Annotated in this window: 20 protein-coding genes; 13 read left to right on the forward strand and 7 right to left on the reverse strand. The window is 49.8% G+C overall.

All coding sequences use genetic code 11. The annotated features are described in order from the left end of the window. Positions 1-114: 114 nt before the first annotated feature. The 6 genes from LDL35_RS04085 to LDL35_RS04110 are packed head-to-tail and all read left to right on the forward strand — an operon-like array spanning position 115 to position 4180. Positions 115-462, forward strand: coding sequence for a hydrogenase (locus LDL35_RS04085; RefSeq protein ID WP_304019765.1), 348 nt, complete (start codon positions 115-117; stop codon positions 460-462). Continuing rightward, entirely contained in the window at positions 459-896 is a 438-nt protein-coding gene (locus LDL35_RS04090; RefSeq protein WP_011449542.1) for an NADH-quinone oxidoreductase subunit B family protein, read from the forward strand. The genes LDL35_RS04085 and LDL35_RS04090 overlap by 4 nt, the downstream gene beginning before the upstream one ends. Further along, positions 893-1525, forward strand: a complete 633-nt coding sequence (locus tag LDL35_RS04095) for an NADH-quinone oxidoreductase subunit C (RefSeq protein ID WP_304019770.1) — start codon at positions 893-895, stop codon at positions 1523-1525. The genes LDL35_RS04090 and LDL35_RS04095 overlap by 4 nt, the downstream gene beginning before the upstream one ends. Further along, entirely contained in the window at positions 1522-2751 is a 1230-nt protein-coding gene (locus LDL35_RS04100) for a nickel-dependent hydrogenase large subunit (RefSeq protein ID WP_304019773.1), read from the forward strand. Before LDL35_RS04095 ends, LDL35_RS04100 begins: the two co-directional genes overlap by 4 nt. Then, complete coding sequence (locus LDL35_RS04105) at positions 2748-3779, forward strand: NADH-quinone oxidoreductase subunit H (RefSeq protein ID WP_304019776.1); 1032 nt, start codon at positions 2748-2750, stop codon at positions 3777-3779. Before LDL35_RS04100 ends, LDL35_RS04105 begins: the two co-directional genes overlap by 4 nt. After that, on the forward strand, positions 3776-4180 hold the full coding sequence (locus LDL35_RS04110) for a 4Fe-4S dicluster domain-containing protein (protein ID WP_304019778.1): 405 nt from the start codon (positions 3776-3778) through the stop codon (positions 4178-4180). Before LDL35_RS04105 ends, LDL35_RS04110 begins: the two co-directional genes overlap by 4 nt. Positions 4181-4197: 17 nt before the next feature. Here the strand turns inward: LDL35_RS04110 and LDL35_RS04115 are convergent, their stop codons facing one another. Then, the gene (locus LDL35_RS04115) at positions 4198-5574 is read right to left on the reverse strand and encodes a nicotinate phosphoribosyltransferase (protein WP_304019781.1); all 1377 of its coding nucleotides are present in this window, start codon (positions 5572-5574) and stop codon (positions 4198-4200) included. A 154-nt stretch (positions 5575-5728) separates the two neighbouring features. Between LDL35_RS04115 and LDL35_RS04120 the strand changes: the two genes are divergently transcribed. Continuing rightward, positions 5729-6379, forward strand: coding sequence for a transglutaminase-like domain-containing protein (locus LDL35_RS04120; RefSeq protein WP_304019784.1), 651 nt, complete (start codon positions 5729-5731; stop codon positions 6377-6379). Positions 6380-6387: 8 nt separating this feature from the next. Here LDL35_RS04120 and LDL35_RS04125 read toward each other — a convergent pair whose 3' ends face one another. Together LDL35_RS04125 and LDL35_RS04130 are read right to left on the reverse strand one after the other, a co-directional pair. Further along, positions 6388-6867: a 23S rRNA (pseudouridine(1915)-N(3))-methyltransferase RlmH gene (locus LDL35_RS04125; protein WP_304019785.1), complete on the reverse strand. Its 480-nt coding sequence runs from the start codon at positions 6865-6867 to the stop codon at positions 6388-6390. Next, the gene (locus LDL35_RS04130; protein ID WP_304019787.1) at positions 6867-8537 is read right to left on the reverse strand and encodes a CHASE4 domain-containing protein; all 1671 of its coding nucleotides are present in this window, start codon (positions 8535-8537) and stop codon (positions 6867-6869) included. Before LDL35_RS04130 ends, LDL35_RS04125 begins: the two co-directional genes overlap by 1 nt. A 91-nt stretch (positions 8538-8628) precedes the next feature. Here LDL35_RS04130 and LDL35_RS04135 point away from each other — a divergent pair, with 91 nt between their 5' ends. Further along, the gene (locus tag LDL35_RS04135; protein WP_304019790.1) at positions 8629-9126 is read left to right on the forward strand and encodes a peroxiredoxin; all 498 of its coding nucleotides are present in this window, start codon (positions 8629-8631) and stop codon (positions 9124-9126) included. Here LDL35_RS04135 and LDL35_RS04140 read toward each other — a convergent pair. Continuing rightward, the gene (locus tag LDL35_RS04140; RefSeq protein ID WP_304019793.1) at positions 9123-10067 is read right to left on the reverse strand and encodes a hypothetical protein; all 945 of its coding nucleotides are present in this window, start codon (positions 10065-10067) and stop codon (positions 9123-9125) included. The genes LDL35_RS04135 and LDL35_RS04140 overlap by 4 nt on opposite strands. Positions 10068-10129: 62 nt before the next feature. On the opposite strand from LDL35_RS04140, the gene LDL35_RS04145 reads away from it, so the two are divergent. Then, positions 10130-10876: a DUF128 domain-containing protein gene (locus LDL35_RS04145; protein ID WP_304019794.1), complete on the forward strand. Its 747-nt coding sequence runs from the start codon at positions 10130-10132 to the stop codon at positions 10874-10876. A 50-nt stretch (positions 10877-10926) separates the two neighbouring features. Next, positions 10927-11631, forward strand: a complete 705-nt coding sequence (locus tag LDL35_RS04150) for a glucose-6-phosphate isomerase family protein (RefSeq protein WP_304019797.1) — start codon at positions 10927-10929, stop codon at positions 11629-11631. Here LDL35_RS04150 and LDL35_RS04155 read toward each other — a convergent pair. Both LDL35_RS04155 and LDL35_RS04160 read right to left on the reverse strand, forming a co-directional pair. Beyond that, the gene (locus tag LDL35_RS04155) at positions 11616-12353 is read right to left on the reverse strand and encodes an NAD+ synthase (protein WP_304019800.1); all 738 of its coding nucleotides are present in this window, start codon (positions 12351-12353) and stop codon (positions 11616-11618) included. The genes LDL35_RS04150 and LDL35_RS04155 overlap by 16 nt on opposite strands. Before the next feature lie 43 nt (positions 12354-12396). After that, positions 12397-13113: a hypothetical protein gene (locus tag LDL35_RS04160; protein ID WP_304019802.1), complete on the reverse strand. Its 717-nt coding sequence runs from the start codon at positions 13111-13113 to the stop codon at positions 12397-12399. A 145-nt stretch (positions 13114-13258) separates the two neighbouring features. On the opposite strand from LDL35_RS04160, the gene LDL35_RS04165 reads away from it, so the two are divergent. Genes LDL35_RS04165 through thiL form a run of 3 tightly spaced genes read left to right on the forward strand, consistent with a single transcriptional unit; the run spans position 13259 to position 16916 of the window. Next, positions 13259-14119, forward strand: a complete 861-nt coding sequence (locus LDL35_RS04165) for a serine/threonine-protein kinase RIO2 (RefSeq protein ID WP_304019805.1) — start codon at positions 13259-13261, stop codon at positions 14117-14119. Continuing rightward, positions 14113-16053: a DUF460 domain-containing protein gene (locus tag LDL35_RS04170; protein WP_304019808.1), complete on the forward strand. Its 1941-nt coding sequence runs from the start codon at positions 14113-14115 to the stop codon at positions 16051-16053. The genes LDL35_RS04165 and LDL35_RS04170 overlap by 7 nt, the downstream gene beginning before the upstream one ends. A gap of 2 nt (positions 16054-16055) precedes the next feature. Continuing rightward, on the forward strand, positions 16056-16916 hold the full coding sequence (gene thiL / locus LDL35_RS04175; RefSeq protein ID WP_304019810.1) for a thiamine-phosphate kinase: 861 nt from the start codon (positions 16056-16058) through the stop codon (positions 16914-16916). On the opposite strand, the gene LDL35_RS04180 is transcribed toward thiL, so the two are convergent. Beyond that, the coding region (locus LDL35_RS04180; protein ID WP_304019813.1) for a tetratricopeptide repeat protein at positions 16904-17625 on the reverse strand (722 nt) is incomplete at its 5' end. The genes thiL and LDL35_RS04180 overlap by 13 nt on opposite strands.

The following is a 17625-nucleotide window of genomic DNA, read 5'->3' on the forward strand; positions in this document are numbered from 1 at the left end:
GTCATCCTTTTTGGTATCTTCCCCCAGCAGGTTGTCGATACGCTGGTTGCTCCGGCAGCAACTGCCCTTGTGGATTATAAAGGATACCTTGCTGCAGTTCTCGGAGGTGCATAAATGATCGAGTCATTCACACTTTCCACCGGCTTTGGTTCGTGGAATGCCATTTTCTGGGTGATCGCCTTTGTTATCGCCTTCATCATCGGCTGGCTTATCTGGTCACGGGGTGAGAAGACGTATGATTCGAGTGCAGGAGCAACTGCCCCGTTCCTCTCAGGAAATGCAGAGCCAGAAAAAGAAGCGTTACATATCAGGGCCGGAAACCTCTACTGGGGATATACCGATGCCCTGTCGGGATACTATAAATTCGTAAAACCCTTCCATACCGGTAATCTCTCTGATTACTTCCTGGCGTACCTCTTTGTTACCGCTCTTGTCCTTATCGTGGTGGTGATCCTGAAATGAAACTCTCTCCATCATTTAACCGGTCGCTCTGGGTATTTCATGTAAATTCAGGGTCCTGTAACGGATGTGATATCGAGATCGTCGCAGCACTCTGCCCCCGGTATGACCCTGAGCGGTTTGGAATAAAACTTGTCGGATCACCACGGCATGCAGATGTTCTGCTCGTCACCGGCCCGGTCACCCATCAGATGAGAGACCGGGTAAAACGGGTCTATGAGCAGATGGCAGCTCCGAAGGTGGTCATGTGTGTGGGAACCTGTGGTCAGTCAGGAGGAGTGTTTTATGACTCCTACAATCTTGACGGACCAATCGACCAGGTAATCCCGGTGGATGTCTATGTGCCTGGCTGTGCACCCCGGCCCGAAGCAATAATATACGGTGTGGTGCAGGCGATTGCAAAACTTGAGCGACTTGAAAAGGAGGTGAGTTCATGAGAGCAACCATGACACCACAGGAACTGGCAGACCGGTTTGTCCAGAAATTCGGCAGCAGGGTGAGTAATATCCAGGTAAAGGAGCGGCGTGAAGGAGTGAAAAAACTCCCCCAGAAGACTGTGTGGATGACGGTTTCCCGTGAAGATCTCAATGATGCGGTTGCAGAGCTCATCTCCATAGATTATCCGCATCTCGGGGTTATCGCAGCTGCTGATAATGGTGACATGATTGACCTTCTCTACCATCTTCAGGTCTTCTTCGGAGGAAAACACGAGGAGATCTGTGTGGTGTTCACCGTCCAGGTTCCAAAATCAGATCCCCATGTACCCACGATATCAGGACTCATCCCCGGTGCTGTCTATTCGGAACGGGAAAAGCAGGACATGATCGGGGTGACCGTCGATGGCATTCCGGATTCACGGCGTATCTTCCTGCCCGACGACTTCCCTGAGGAGGTATACCCCTGGAGAAAGGATGAGAAGGGCATTCCCCCGTCCATGGTCAGAGAACTCTGGAAGGTTGATCGTCCGACCGACCGGCCTGTCCCCCCGGTATCAGAACCCGAACCGGTTGAGAAGAAAGAACCTGAACCTGCCAAAGAGGCCCCATCAGGAGGTGCGGCAGAATGAGTCAGAAAAAGGCACCCTATGAACTCCCCATCGGCCCGATTCATCCGGCATTAAAAGAACCGATCAATTTCACCTTTCAGATGAACGGGGAGGTTATTGAAAAGGTGGATTTTGCACCCGGACGGGCACACCGTGGCATTGAATGGATGGGTATGCGGAGAAACCCGGTTCAGATCCTGCACCTGTGTGATCGGATCTGTGGTATCTGCGGCGTTGCCCATGCACTTGTCTTTGCACAGGCGGTTGAGCAGATAGCAGATATTGAGGTTCCTGACCGGGCGTATTATGTCCGGACCATTATTGCCGAGTTCGAGCGGATCCAGTCTCATATCCTCTGGGCAGGAGTCGCAGCCCATGAACTTGGATTTGATACCCTCTTCTACCTTGCCTGGCAGATACGGGAAGAGTCAGTCGATGTGATCGAGTACATCACCGGGAACCGGGTCAATTATGGTATCATGATGCTTGGAGGAACCCGCCGGGACATTACCGCAGATATGTTCCCCCGTCTGGAGCAGGCACTCCGGTACTATGAAGGGCTCCTTGAGAAGATGGTCAACCTCTTCCTCAATGACAAGACCATTGCCATGCGGTGTAAAAATACCGGAATCCTGACAAAACGCCGGGCTTTGGAACTTGCAACGGTGGGACCCACCTCACGGGCATCAGGTCTTGCCATGGATGTCAGGATTGATTCACCCTATGCAGCATATGGGGACCTTGATTTTGATATCGTGCTTCCTGATGTGTATGACAGTGAAGGCAACGGGGATGTCTATGACCGGATCATCGTCCGTATCTTTGAGATAAAACAGTCGATTGACATCATCAGACAATGCATGAAGCAGATGCCTGAAGGCCCGGTCCTTGCTGAAGAGAAGTATGCAAAGCTGCTTATGAATCTGAAGAAAGCATCAGGCGAGGCATTTGCACGGGTTGAGGCGCCCCGTGGAGAGGATATGCACTATGTCAGGATGAATGGAAAGCAGGAAGCTCCCGAGATGTGGAAGGTCAAGGCATCCACCTACTCAAACCAGATGGCATGGGTGGAGATCCTTCAGGGAGAACAGATTGCAGACATTCCAATCATTGTTGCATCCATTGATCCCTGTATGTCATGCACCGACCGGGTAGCTGTTGTCGGTCAGGACGGGAGTGCAGGCATCATGACAAAGGAACATCTGCACCGGTTGTCTGTTCGGAAGACACGGAGGCTGCAGTCATGATTGGAGAGCTTCTCACCACAGGTGTGGGTGTTGTCCTTATCACCCTGTTTGGGATCATCGCCGGTCTGTTCCTCATGGGGGTTGACCGTATCTGTGCTGCACGAATGCAGATGCGGCAGGGACCTCCCCTGACCCAGCCCTTTACCGACATCAGAAAACTCCTCTGCAAGGATTCAATCGTTCCCGCGAATGCAATCCCGTCACTTTTCAATGCTGCCCCCATCGTTGCATTTGCCTCAGCAGTGACGGTACTCTTTTACCTTCCCCTGGGCAGCATCCTCCCGGTCGGGACCCCACTTCCCATGGTTGGTGAATATGGAGATCTCATCCTGATCATGTACCTCCTGACGGTCCCCGCCCTTGCCATGGTTGCCGGTGGATTTGCATCAGGATCCCCGTATGCAAGTGTTGGTGCCCAGCGTGAGATGGTGACCATGATAGCCTATGAGTTTCCCCTTGCGATTGCTATTGTCGCAATTGCCTGGAGACTTGCAGTCGCCGGGTTAGTCATGCCGTTCTCGGTAAACACGCTCGCTGCACATCCCATCTGGACGGTTGTGGGACCGGTCGGGATCATCGGCTGTATCCTCCTGCTTATCGTTCTGGCCTGGGTCACTCCTGCCGAACTTTCCCGGATCCCCTGTGATACTCCTGAAGCAGAGACTGAGCTGTGCGGCGGACTTCTGGTCGAGTACTCAGGACGAAACCTTGCTCTCTTCTCCCTCTCCATGGCGGCAAAACTGGTGGCAATGGCAGGACTTGCGGTGCTGCTCTTCTTCCCGTGGAATCTCTCTCCGGTTCTTGGATTGTCGGGAGTCATGGCAACCGGAGTAGATTTGGTTTTCTTCCTCCTGAAGGTGATTGTGGTGATGTTCTTCTCCGTATCACTCGTCCGGGTGGTTATGGCACGGTTCAGGATCAATACCGTCGTCTCCCTGTACTGGGGATGGCTCACGACCATTGGTCTTATCGGGATGTTACTCATCATCCTTGACGGGAGCTTCCTCTTCGGGGGGTGCTTCTCATGATTAAACTCCCCTCAGTTCCGATGGTGCTCCGCCAGCTCCTGAAAAAGCCGGCGACCAACTTCTTCCCGGCAAAAAACCTCCCCCCGACAATCACCGGATTTCTGGAGTCCGTGGCTGCAGGAAAAGCAACAATTCATCCGCCGATTCCAACACCGGTCAAATACCGGGGGAAGATCCTCTATGACCGGAACACCTGTATCGGGTGTAAAATGTGTATCAGGGTCTGTCCGGCAAATGCAATTGAGTTTATACCCGAGACGAAGAGAATCAGGATATGGGTAACCCAGTGTGTCTTCTGCAGTCAGTGTAATGACATCTGTCCAAAAGACTGCCTGCACATGTCTTCAGACTTCCTTTTAGCGACTGAAGACAGGTTTAATGAAAATTTGATTGTAGAATAATCTGATGAGAACCGGGATCAACCGGATAACTCATGCATCATTTTTTTCCTGGCGTCGGTAAGGGCAGGCCCGATGGATACCGGATACCTGGATGGATGCATCAGTCTGACCACGTCAGCGGGTATTGACTGCAAAGAAGCAATAACATAATCTCTGATATCCGGTAGTGGTCGTTTCTGCCGGAGAATGGCCCCATCACACAAAGCCAGGGTAAGCAGGGGGACAGAACCCGGAGTATCAAATCCGGCTGACGCGAGTTCAATACAGTCCCCGGCCATCATGCCCTGAGCATCAAAGGAGCGGTACACCTGCTTGATACCAGGAAGCGAGGTCTTGTCGGTATGGTCAGTCACCTTCATCCGCATCTCACAGGTGCCGGTTGTGTGCTCTATTGCTGATAATTTATATACACCGGCAATGGCAGGGGACTCATGACCGGTGACAAGCCTGGTCCCGACGCCATAGATATCGATCGGTGCTCCCTGCTCTTTTAGTGCGTATATGCTATACTCATCAAGATCTCCTGATGCGACTATCTTTGTCTCAAAAAGTCCTGCATCGTCAAGCATCTTTCGTGCCTGTTTTGAGAGCGAGAGCATATCGCCGCTGTCAAGTCGCACACCGGCCAGGGTTTTCCCCTGTCTTTTCATCTCCTGGCCGACCTTGATAGCATGAACCATCCCGCTTCTGATCGTGTCATAGGTATCGACGAGCAGGATCGTCGCGTTAGGAAAAACCTCTGCATACCGTCTGAATGATTCCAGTTCAGAGGGGTATGACATGACATAGGAATGGGCATGGGTTCCTTTCACCGGGATACCATATATCTTCCCCGCTTCCATATTAGATGTCCCCATACACCCCCCGATATATGCAGCACGTGAAGCAGAGAGTGCTCCGTCCGGCCCCTGGGCTCTTCTGGCCCCAAACTCCATGACAGCGTCAAATCCGGCAATCAGGCAGATACGCGCCGCTTTCGTTGCGATGAGTGAAGAAAAATTGATACGGTTTAATAGAGCGGTCTCAACCAGCTGACAGGAACCTATGGGGCCGCATACCCTGAACACCGGCCCGCCAGGAAAAACAACCGTCCCTTCATCGACTGCATGGACTGATCCGTCAAATCTCCAGTCTGATAACCAGGCAAGAAAGGCTTCATCAAAGATATGAAGAGACCTGATATACGCAATATCTTCCTTTGAAAACCGGGCATCCCGAAGAAATAAGAGCGCATCGTCTATTCCGGCCGCTACAATGTATTCACCCTGAAAAGGACAGGATCTGAAAAAAAGATCAAAGCAGGACTGATTATTAATGGTGCCCGATAAAAACCAGACATACATCATGGTCAGTTCATACAAATCGGTTAGGATTGGGGATTTCAGAGTACTCATATATTCATATACCTTTCTGATATCAGGTATGTCATCTCTCAATAAAATAGACCATTCGTCTGATTCTGAGTGTATCAGTGCAGAGAAACAGAAAACTGACAGATCGAAATATTGATGCGATAAGCACTTGAGATGATCACCTTGGTGATACAAGATGCACCTCCCCCCACTCATACCTCCCGCATCTATCACTCCTTATCTATCCTGCTCAGGAGTGATCAACTGCACGAATGCAGAGATACGGACTTTGGCACGCACATTAACCAGTTCTGAAACTGACGACATCGAACGGACCAGATCCCTGTACATCTGGGTCAGAGATTCAATAGCTCATTCAGTTGATGCCGGACACAAAGATCTGATGTGGAATGCGACCGATGTCCTAAGCGCCGGACACGGACTTTGTTTTGGGAAGTCTCACCTGTTTGTTGCCTTATGCAGGGCACTTGGGATTCCTGCCGGTCTGTGTTATCAGCGGGTGCGACGTGAGGATGGGAGCTGGGTGCTCCATGGCCTTGCTGCAGTATACCTCGAACAACTGGACAAGTGGATCCGACTTGATCCCAGGGGCAATAAACCGGGAGTATCTGCAGACTTTTCACTTGACAGGGAAAAAATTGCATATGAACCATCATATGACGGAGAATGGCTGGATCAGCATGTCTATCCGGAACCCTGGCAGGACATTACCCATCTGATTGATCTCTCACCCGGTGTTTCGGAGTTTATAGAAAATTCCGGGAGCATCAGATTTCCACCAGTCAATCAGGTCAGAATGCAGGGAATATCTATCTGCTCTACCTGATGCTCCGGCTATCGGTGATAGGGAAGACCCCTGATAATGGTAAATGCACGGTACAGCTGCTCATACAACAAAAGCCGTGCAATCTGATGAGGAAAGGTAAGAGCAGATAACGAGAGGATGATATCCGCTCCCTTCAGGCATTCCTTTGATAATCCATGAGGGCCACCTATGATAAAAACCAGCTGATATGGCCCTTCTATCTCGCAGCGTCGTATCACCTCTGCCAGTCCCTCACTGGAGACCTGCTTTCCGGCCCGGTCCAGAACAATAACATAATCAAGCGAGTCTATTCCGGAGCAGAGTTTCTCTCCTTCAAAAACACATGCCCTTTCAATGGTTGATGGATGAGAGTCAGGCACAGGCGCTTCTGGATATTCTGCACACTCTACCTGACAGAATAAGCTCATCCGTTTCGCATAGTCTGCGATGGCATCCCGGATGAATGGTTCTTTTATCTTTCCAATCGCACGGATTTTTATCCGGACCATCAGAAACCGGTATCCTCAAGTTTTTCATGCTTCTTATGCAGGTACTGCCATACCTTTTCCGATGAAATAAACCCGTCATCAAGACGATCAATGAGCTTATCGATCCTTCCAACCTCATGGAGGATACGATCCTTTTCAGGAGACTCATTTTCATCAACCAATGTGGAGATGATGGTCAATGGATTTCTGATCTGATCATTTAAGGCGCCCATATGAACCAGGTTATCTTCAAGTTGTTGGAGGAGCCGCTCCTGGTTCTGTTGAAATTCCACCTGCCTGGTGATATCACGGGCAATAATAAAAACCAGACTATTGTCGTGATATCTGATATCCCGTATGAGAATATCGAAAACGACCTGATCAGAGCTGGCCTCAGAGATATGCCCTGAAGAAACCGGAAATGACCATTCAAATCTGGTATCCGATCCCACCGGATGATCCAAGATCCGCTGAAAAAATCCATGGAGAGATGATGAATACCGCATATCAATCAGAGCTGCAAGATGAGACAGATCCTGACCGATGAATGACCCACGATCTTTCTCAAAAATGTTTGAAAATGCCTGGTTGCAGTCCACAATTTTTGTTCCGTCTAATACACAGATGGCATCCTGCGCTTGTTCAAACAGAATTCTTATTCGCTCTTCTGCTTCTGCCAGTTCTTCCTGGGTCCGGGCAAGTTCATCCTGATGTTTCCGAAGTGATGAGGCGGTGTTATCGACTGCCTGTACCAGCGGAGTCAGCTCTGCCGGCGTATTTGGGGGAATGCGGGGTTGACAATCAGGACTTTGTGATGAATCCAGGATATTAGCAATTCCGTGGAGATGAAAAAGCAGATATCTGCGATAATAAAGAATGAGGCCGGCGAAGAAAAGACCACACAGAATGGCGGTGGTGAGGATCAAAGAGAGGATTAATGAGGATGTATAGGGAGTTCTGAATGGTATTTCAGTTTTCACAAGGTATGCAGGATTGTCCCGAATGTCTGAAATGACGCTGTATATAATGAACGTCTGACCGGTTGGATCCAATTCTGCATACGTTCCGACAATCTGAAATGGAAATACCGAATTATTAGATATCTCCATAATCCTGTCTTCATCCAGATATCTTCCAAAAATGAGATATCCTTCCTGCGGGCCGGTCTCATCACTCCGATAGATCCCTTGAACCGCGATAAGGACCGGGCCGGATTTCAGTGGGATGATCCCGGTAATCGGATCAACCAGATAAGGATCGGTAAGAAGCTCGTATCGTGAGAGCAAATCATATAAATCGTCAGGTATGGAAACTGCTGATTCTTTTTGAGGATCATACCCCTTCTGGAAGACAACTCCCCCGGTTTTATTAATAAAGATGGCGAGATCAAGTTGTGACGCTGAAAACGTTCCTTCCTGAAGATTTGACTGGACATACTGGTCGTTTCCATTCTGGACAAACTGATAGGTATCATCCCATACCCCCCAGTCATGGGTAAATATGGAAAGGCTCTTCTCCTCCATCTTCAGGATTTGAACAACCTTTTCTGCGACTTCCGGAGCAGTTGCACGTTCTGCATCAGTAATTCCCTGCATGACCGTGAAATGCGATACCAATAATACTCCGGAGATGAGCAGAACAGAGAATATAAGAGTTGCCAGAATAAGGTGACCAAATACAGACTGTCGCATGAGGGAGGGTCTCCAGGATGAGTAACAATTGCTATTACATATTTTTGTTACCAGCCGTTAAGGTTATGCTGCATCACCAGAGAATGAAAGCATGAGTTCAATGACAGAAAAGGAGATCAACACCGGCGACCAGGCTCCGGATTTTTCACTCCCGGATCATACCGGAACCATGCATACTGCTGTTTCATACCGGGGCTCATGGTACATCCTCTACTTTTATCCAAAAGATAACACAACGGCCTGCACCGCAGAGGCCCTGGCGTTCTCAGCAGTCTATGAAGAACTTGCAGAACTTGGAATTCCGGTTATCGGAATAAGCCCTGACACCATGGAAAGTCATAGGAAATTTATCGAAAAGCATGATCTCAGGATAACATTACTTGCCGATGTAAACCATGAGGTCATCGAGGCATATGGGGCATGGAAACTGAAGAAGATGTACGGGAAGGAGTATATGGGTGTCGAGCGTTCAACCTTTCTTATCGATCCGAATGGAATCATCCGGGAGATATGGAGAAAGGTGAAGGTGAAAGGTCATGTTGAGGCGGTGACCAGCAGACTTCGTGAACTCAAAGCCGTCACACCTTAAAAGACTTCAACCCCGTCATCCAGTGGTTCAATAAGACGCTCCCCGGTGTAGGCATTAATCTCGACTATCTTTTTCCCCTTGATCTGCCACACCGGAACATAGAGCTCACGAAGCTCCAATGAGATATTTTCCGGTTCAGGAGCCAGATTCTTCTCTTCATAGAAGATGGCATCACCTTTTACCTGTCTTATCCTGACTCGTTTTGTCATAGAACTGATGAGATGACTGGTAATCTTCTTCTCTGCTTCCGCGTGGGATATCGAGGGCCTGGATATCTCACTCCCTTCCGGGATCTCCCGCCGGGTAATGGTATCTCCTTCAATATCAGTAAGCGCGCCATTGATGGCATTCATCGCCCCTGAACCAGTCCCGTCAAACTGGATATTCTGATCCTTATACCCGGCACTTCCCCTGCAGGTATACTTAAACATCCAGTACGGAAGGAACCGGAGGGTAGCCACTCCGGGGATACCGGCCTTCTCCTCAGCCTCGTCGCGGTGAATACGGACCGGAAGATGAGGGATCCTGATGCCGCCTTCAGACTCGTGATGAGTCCGCGCTTTGTATGAACCAGTCTCTTCACTGCCATCAAGGGGAAGAACCAGGGTCTTTCCCAGGACCCGGGCAAGCACCGCTTCACCGGCATACATCGCAAACTCTTCCGGGTACCAGACAATACAATTATCTGCCGTAATTGAAGGATTAAACGTCACCAGAATCTTTTCGCAGATCTTCTCTTCCTGTCCGACACGGATGGTGTACTCGGTTTCAGAGTATGAATCTGCCGCATCCGGATCATCTGAACACATGACCAGAAGATAGGTATTATTCCTGATTGCAGACAGATCCAAGGGTGCTGGTGCAGTATGGACGTCAAATCCCGCTGCCTTTAGGATGTCTGAAACTGCACGTGATGCCTTTTCCCTGGTTCGCTGCTCCATACCGTACTGTATACCGTCCAAAAAAAGAATATTTTTCTATCTCCGGGCTCGTACAATGAGTCATGAGTGAATTCCTCAGGTTTGTCAGTCACCAGATTGAGGATTTTGCTATGCAGGTCACATTCAACCCTGTTGAGGGTACCGGGACTGTTGTGTATAATCTCTCACTCGTGCGTATCCAAGACCTTGAGCAGACAATATCAGTGTTTCGCGCAACCTGTGAAGCAGGAGTGTCACCAAGCAGCCTTATCCGGATTCTCTATGAGGGTGAAGAACAGGATGGATTTGTGATACCAGAAAAATTCTGCGGCATCCTCACCCTGTGTAGTACAACCCTTGACGGCCTTCTCCTCCAGCGGGGGATACCCTCCAATCCAATCGGCGGTGGTGTTATAGAAGTTGCAGAGAACATCCCCAAGCGGTTTACCCATCTGATAAAATACGAATATACTACGATAGATCCACTTCAGGTGCTGGTGTCCCAGGAGATAACATCAGTCCACCAGGTCATGAAACATGGTAACGGGAGTATTCTAGGGAATATCCGTGAATGCCATATGGAAGCGGAGGATGATGTGGAAGAGGTTCTTGATGAACTGACTGAAGGTTATTTTACCGGCATACTGGACCTGGGTCTGCCAAACACTCCCTGTCTTGGAGTGGCTGTGGATCCCCAATACATGGGACTTGCAGCTCTTGGGGGTACCAACTGGATGGCCGCACTCAGGGAGGAAGGAGTACCGGTGACCATGCAGGCAATGAAGGGTCTGTGTGACATCTCAACCATGGAATTTGTTTCACAACTCTAGAGAAAGTCATAATGCGTATGTTTTTATTCATGAGGAGGAGATGAAATTACATGCAGCCAATCCCACTCGTAAACCCGGATGTCAGGGACTGCTCTGAACTTCTCACGGTAATGGCAGACCCTGACTGTAGAACCGGGGGGCCGGCATATGAGATGTTCAGGGGGCTTTATCAGAATGATCCGGATAAAAAGTGGCTGGAAGAGCACCAGATCAGGTATGATATAACCAGGATTCCCGGACAGGTGATCTGTGGAGAGTGGATAAAAACCAAGGGTCATTATCACCAGCCTGCTCCGGACGGGTATGCATTTCCTGAGATATATGAAGTGCTGGAAGGGGAGGCACTGTACCTCCTCCAGAAGATTGATCTCTCGGATATCATCCTGGTACAGGCACGAAAAGGAGACCTTGTACTGATCCCACCCGGATATGGGCATGTCACCATCAATCCGTCAAAAGATATCCTCCTTATGGCAAATCTGGTCTCGTCTGCATTTACCAGCGAATATCTTCCTTTTGAGAAGATGCAGGGAGCAGCATATTACCTGTTCGCCGATGGAAGACGAGAGAGGAACCCACGGTATCCGGAGACGATCCCGGAGTTGCGTGAGGTAACCTGCTATGGAAAACCGCTCCCGAAACCTTTTCCACAACAGGCACTCTACTCCTGTGTGGGAGATGAAAAGAGCCTGGCCTTTCTGAATAAACCCGGCTCGTTTTTGAAAGAGTATCAGGATCTTTATCTTTTTAAGTGAGGTGCGGGTCGCTGTTTATGGCCTGCCCGATGAATTTTTTCCATTACCCTCTGTTCCTCAGGGCTCTTCGGTTTCCACTCCTGTTTTTCAAGGTTGGTGATGGCCTCATCAATAACCGCATAGGTCATCCCCAGTTCATCTTCATCGGTCTGATTATGCCATAGTCCTGCGGACGGGGTTTTTTCTATTATCTTTTGAGGGAGGCCAAGATGCCGTGCAAGATCCCAGACCTGAGTCTTAAGGAGGTGCATGATCGGCTGGACATCTGCCGCGTTATCACCAAACTTTGTGCAATACCCGAGGAGATATTCAGTATAATTGGAGGTCCCGCAGACCAGCCGGTTCATCTGGTTTGCATAATAATACAGGATCGTCATTCTGGTCCTGGCCATGAGATTCCCGACCAGGTACGAACTCTCAATAAAGTCAGGCATCTTTCGGTACTGATCAATGATCGGTCCGATGGATATCGTCATTACCGGGATATGAAGAGATTCTGCGATGAGGCGCACATCGGCAGCATCTTCTGAAGAAGTAACTGCAGAGGGGAGAAAAAACCCCTGCACCATATCGGGCCCCACTGCACGAACACACAGGGCTGCAGCGACCGCTGAATCGATACCGCCTGAAAGTCCGATAACAAAGCCTTTTGAAGAGCCTGATGTGAGCACATCCTGAAGAAGCGTAATGATGGAATCCGGATCCGGAGAGTTGCCTGTCATACCTGCTCAGTAGATTATCAGAGGAAGAAAAAAGAGTGCCTGATCAGCCGGCCCTATGCAGATGATCTCTCTCAAGGTCACATAGGCGATCCTGGTACCTGATAAGAGAGAACGGAACGGAGGGGTGATTTCTGGTAAGAGAAGACAGGAAGGTATGAACATCAGTATCAGGATATGCCTCATTTCCGATAGGGATGTTCATATCAGGTGCAATAAGTCGCAGCTCGTCAAGAGGGATCTCACGAAAGGGCCTTAGGCATATAACCGGCGAGATGTCAGGATCATGAAGGATTGAAGTACAACTCCCCGAAAGCAAAGCGCCTAGTACCAGTTCTGCCTCTTCATCAAGCGTAGTGCATCTGACAAGACGATCTGCCCCGGCCATCCGGACACAATCCCTGATACTTCGGCCCTGTATTTCTTCTGTTCTGATGGTGATGGTTGAGGGGAGATGAGGGAAGATCTTAGAAACGTCAGGGCAATCGCACCCATTGTACAACAGAACGAGCTCCATCCCCGGCCGTGTTCCAATTACCTGGCCCAGAATAGAGAGAAGAGATAAACAAGCCTGCCCCTCCCATATGATAGCAAGAACAGGTTTTTTCCCCAGTCCTCCATCAAGCCGGATACTTCGCTTTACTCTGACCAGAACATCAGCGGTAAGATGGACTGCGCACAGATACCGGCCTGAATACCGCTGATGAATGATGGACGGTGTCCTGCATCTTACACAGGGTTCACGGGTATGGATCATGCTCATAGAATGGTATCCAAAATTTCTGATCGTCTATTACAGGTTTTCCTGCGATCAGCATGAACTCTTGGACAAATCTTTCGAATCTGGTGGCAAATTTAGATCTGATACGATGCACTATAACATACCCGGATTATAAAAATATATGTAAATGGACCTTTCTGCAGACCATATCAAATCCCTTCATAAATATGAACTCCGCGTTCTCCAGTCAATTGAATATCTCATGAGCAGGTATTCCTGGGTACCGGAAGAGGAACTGGTCCGCAACTCCCGCCTTTCTGCAAATGAAGTCCACTACAGACTTTCAAACCTGATGGAGAAGGGCATGGTTAAGTATTCACAGGTCCCGTATCCTGGGTACTGCCTTATCTTTAACGGATATGATATCCTGGCAATATCCCATCTGGTGAAAAAGGGGATTATCAGTTCACTTGGGTCCTGTATCGGTGAGGGCAAGGAGTCACGAGTCTATGAAGCGCTCGGAACCGGCCCGGTTATCCTCAAACTGCACCGGATAGGACAGCGATCATTTCAGACGGTGCGGCGGGGAAGAAACTACCTTCCTGAAAAACAGCATTGTCCCTGGGTCCTTGCATCACATTTCTCTGCCGAACAGGAGTACCTTGCCTTGTGCACGCTTCAGAACCATGTCAGGGTTCCAACGCCCCTTCTGATGAACAGAAATGTCATTGCAATGACCTATATCGCAGGTGACCGGTTATCAGACAGTACGCTTGAAAATCCGCAGGAAGTTCTGGACGAGATAATTGCCCAGGTCCGGGCAGCATACATCCGTGGCTACATCCATGGTGACCTGTCAGAGTATAATGTGATGTTTGACGGCGAAGAGATCTGGATCATCGACTGGCCACAATGGGTCTCACCCCATCATGAAAATGCATCCGAAATCCTGGACCATGATCTTGAGACCATCACAAAGTTCTTCCACCGGCGGTACCGGATCTCTTCTGATATGAATGAAGTCAGGAGTCTGGTGACCGGGTGCTGATATTCGGAATCGATCTCATAACCGGATCTGTCAGATCCCGGACCGTCCAGCCAAAATATGCTTTGGTACTACTCAAGGACGGCGATATTCAAAAAGAACTCTCAGTCTCGCTGCACCGGCTGGTACGGCTGGTTCACCGGTATCAGCCAGAGATCCTTGCAGTTGATTCGGTCCAGGAGATCGCACCCCACACACAGGATCTCTATCGGTTTCTTGAGCAGCTTCCGTCAAAGACAAAACTGGTCGCAGTGACCGGCGGAGATCGTCAGGTCGGACTCATCCAGGTCGCTGCACGGTATAATATCACCTTTGATCGGTTTGATCCCTTTGCAGAAGCCCGTGCCGCAGCCCAGGTCGCCTTTCATGGGGCTGGTGTGGAAGTTGTTGCCTTTGAGAAGGAGACCGAGATCACCATAACCAGGAACAGATCTCCAGGGAAAGGTGGCTGGAGCCAGAACCGGTATGCACGGAAGATACATGGGAATGTACTCCGGTATGCCCGTGAGGTGGAACAGGACCTGCAGAGCCGGGGCCTTTCCTACTGGAAAAAAGAGTTCAAAGCCTTTGGCGGTGTATCCAGGGTAACCTTTCATGTCAGGGAAGACCGTGACCAGATCCCGGTATCATCCTCGCGGGGTGGTGACGTTCAGATCCGCCTGTCTGGAAAACGTCTTGACAGGATCCAATACCGGCCCCTTACCGCACGGCCAAAGTATCTCATCGTGGGGATCGATCCCGGTACTACCATCGGGATTGCAGCCCTTGACCTGAACGGAGAACTGGTCAAAGTCCAGAGCTCACGTCAGATGACCATGGCGGATGTCATCGAGCTGATCTGGTCCCTGGGAAAACCGATTGTTGTTGCGTCAGACGTCGTCCCCATGCCCTTTACCGTCGAGAAGATCCGTCGTGCATTTCAGGCGGTCCCCTATACCCCGCGTCAGGACATTTCTGTTGAGACAAAGTATGAGCTCGCCGGTAAGTATGGCTATGGGAATGATCATGAACGTGATGCCCTCACCGCTGCTGCTGAAGCCTACAAGTACTGGCGACATAAATTTTCAGGAATACTCAAACGGGTCCCCCCCGGTGTTGACCTGGATGAGGTCCGTGCCGGGATTATCCGCGGGCAGTCGCTTGAGAGAATCCTGACCGAAAGAAAAGAGCCGGTCCGGATCGCCCAGGAGAAGAAACCAGAAGTCAGTCTTGATACGACAGACGAGCGGGTCAGGATACTGGACGGGACGGTAAAAGATCTGAGAGTCCTGGTATCAGATCTGCAACAGGAGATATCAGCCCTGAAGCGCCAAAACCAGGTATTATCAAAGAAGATAGCAGGGATGAAGACAGAGCGGCAAAAGGGAGTCAACGCTGAACCAGAGATCATGAAACGGGATCAGATCATCGCTAACCTCAAGCACCGGCTCAGGCAGGAAGAGCGAAACAATAAAAAACTGCAGCGACGGCTCAAGCGGATGAAGGAGACGACGGATGAACTGAGGCCACAGGGAACCAGGGCGATAAAAGTTCTCCCTGACCTGTCACGTGAGAGTGTCCGTCTGCTTATCGAACGGGTCGGCATCCAGCCCGGGGATATCCTCTATGTCAGGACTCTTGCCTCCTGGGGAAAGGGGATTGTTCATGATATTGCGCGAAATGGTGTTGAAGCGGTTATTGTAAACGAAAAAGCAGCAGATACTCTGAGCAATGAACTCCGTGATGTGTTCCTGCATGAGAACCTGCCGGTTGTGGTTTCAAAAGATATGCAGGTCCAGGTCAAAGGAGATATGGGAACCTGTGATGAAGAAAAATACAGCGAGGCACTTGATGACTGGGCCATTGAACATGATAAGTTTCTGAAAGGGAAGAGCGAGGAGATGCTTGAGTCTTTGATGAAGGAGTACCTGGCAGAACGTGAACGAAAGGTCAGGTAACCATGGACGACCGTGCCCTTCTGGATATCATAAGACCGGTATGCGGGAATGATACCTGCTCTGATGATTGTGCCATACTTCCCCTTCCCTGCGGGACACTGGTCACATCCACGGACATGCTTCATGAACGCTCTGACTTCCCTGCCGGGATGACCGGGTGGCAGATCGGATGGATGTCGGTTGCGGTTACCATATCAGATATTGCCGCAATGGGAGCAGAGCCCCTGCAGATCGTGCTTGCCATTGGTCTGGATACTGAGGAGCGTCTGGCAGAGATCGTCCTGGGTGCACAGGCCTGCTGTGAGGCATATGGGGCTGTGTATGCCGGCGGAGATCTTGACGCCCACTCAGAACTTACCCTCGTCTCAACCGGAGTCGGGATCATCAGGGATGGAGAACCGGTCAGGAGGGCTGGTGCAAAACCGGGAGATATCATCTGTGTTACCGGCACCCTTGGACGAGCCATTCTGGGCCTTACGGGAGACAGCCGGTTCTGGAAAGATCTCTGTGAACCACAGCCACGAGTCAGAGAAGGGACTCTTGCCAGACTGGCAGGTGCAACGGCAATGATGGACATCAGTGACGGACTTGCCATATCCCTTTATGATATCGCTGCAGAATCACATGTGGGAATGGAGATATCATCCGGACAAATCCCACTCCCACCGAACGCAGATATGAACCTGGCATTAGACGCCGCATTGTATGGGGGAGGGGACTTTGAACTGCTCTTTTTCATTTCAGAAGAAAATATAAAGAACCTGACCTTTCCTGTAACACAGATCGGCCGGGTATCAAAAAGCCTTAAAATTACAATGGACGGGATGAAACTCCCGAAAAAAGGGTACCTTCACCACTGGTAAGAATATCGCCAGTAGTTCCAGTTATTGGAGAAATATGTTACTCCCTGATAGAGGGAATCATAGACCCTGGCTATGTAGAGATTCTCTCCAATCTTTTTGAAATAGGGGAATGCCTCCTGGACTTTTCCCATTTTATACAGGGTCTTTCCCATTCCATAGAGTGCATCCCGGTTATCAGGGTTCAACTCAAGGGCTTTTGAAAAGTCTTTATATGCATTATCCAGGAGATCAATCTTCTGATATGCAGCACCCCGGTTCACGTAATACACCGACTGATTTGGATCAATCTTCAACGTCTCATTAAAGGCATCGATGGCACCGTAATAATTACCCTGCTGAAATCGTGCAAACCCGAGATTTGTCCATCCTTCAGTACTTTGTGGAGAGATCCTGACTACCTGTGCATATGCATCCTCACTGATCCCATATTCACTTGCAAGATCAGCGGCATACCCTTTTCGCATCCAGGCAATCGGAATATCAGGGTTTTCTGCGATTGCCCGATCATAGTAATGAATTGTATCATATGCCTGGTTTAACTGACGCATGACCTCTACCAGATACTTGAATGCGTCTTCTTTCATCGGATTTATCTGAAGGGCCGTCTCGAATGCTTCCTTTGCAACATCATACTGTTTATTCACCGCTGCTACATCACCGAGCAGGTACCAGGCATCATACGAGTACGGAGCGAGTTTGGTTGCACGGG

The organism is Methanospirillum hungatei (genome assembly GCF_020216685.1).
Classification (GTDB): Archaea; Halobacteriota; Methanomicrobia; order Methanomicrobiales; family Methanospirillaceae; genus Methanospirillum; species Methanospirillum hungatei_B.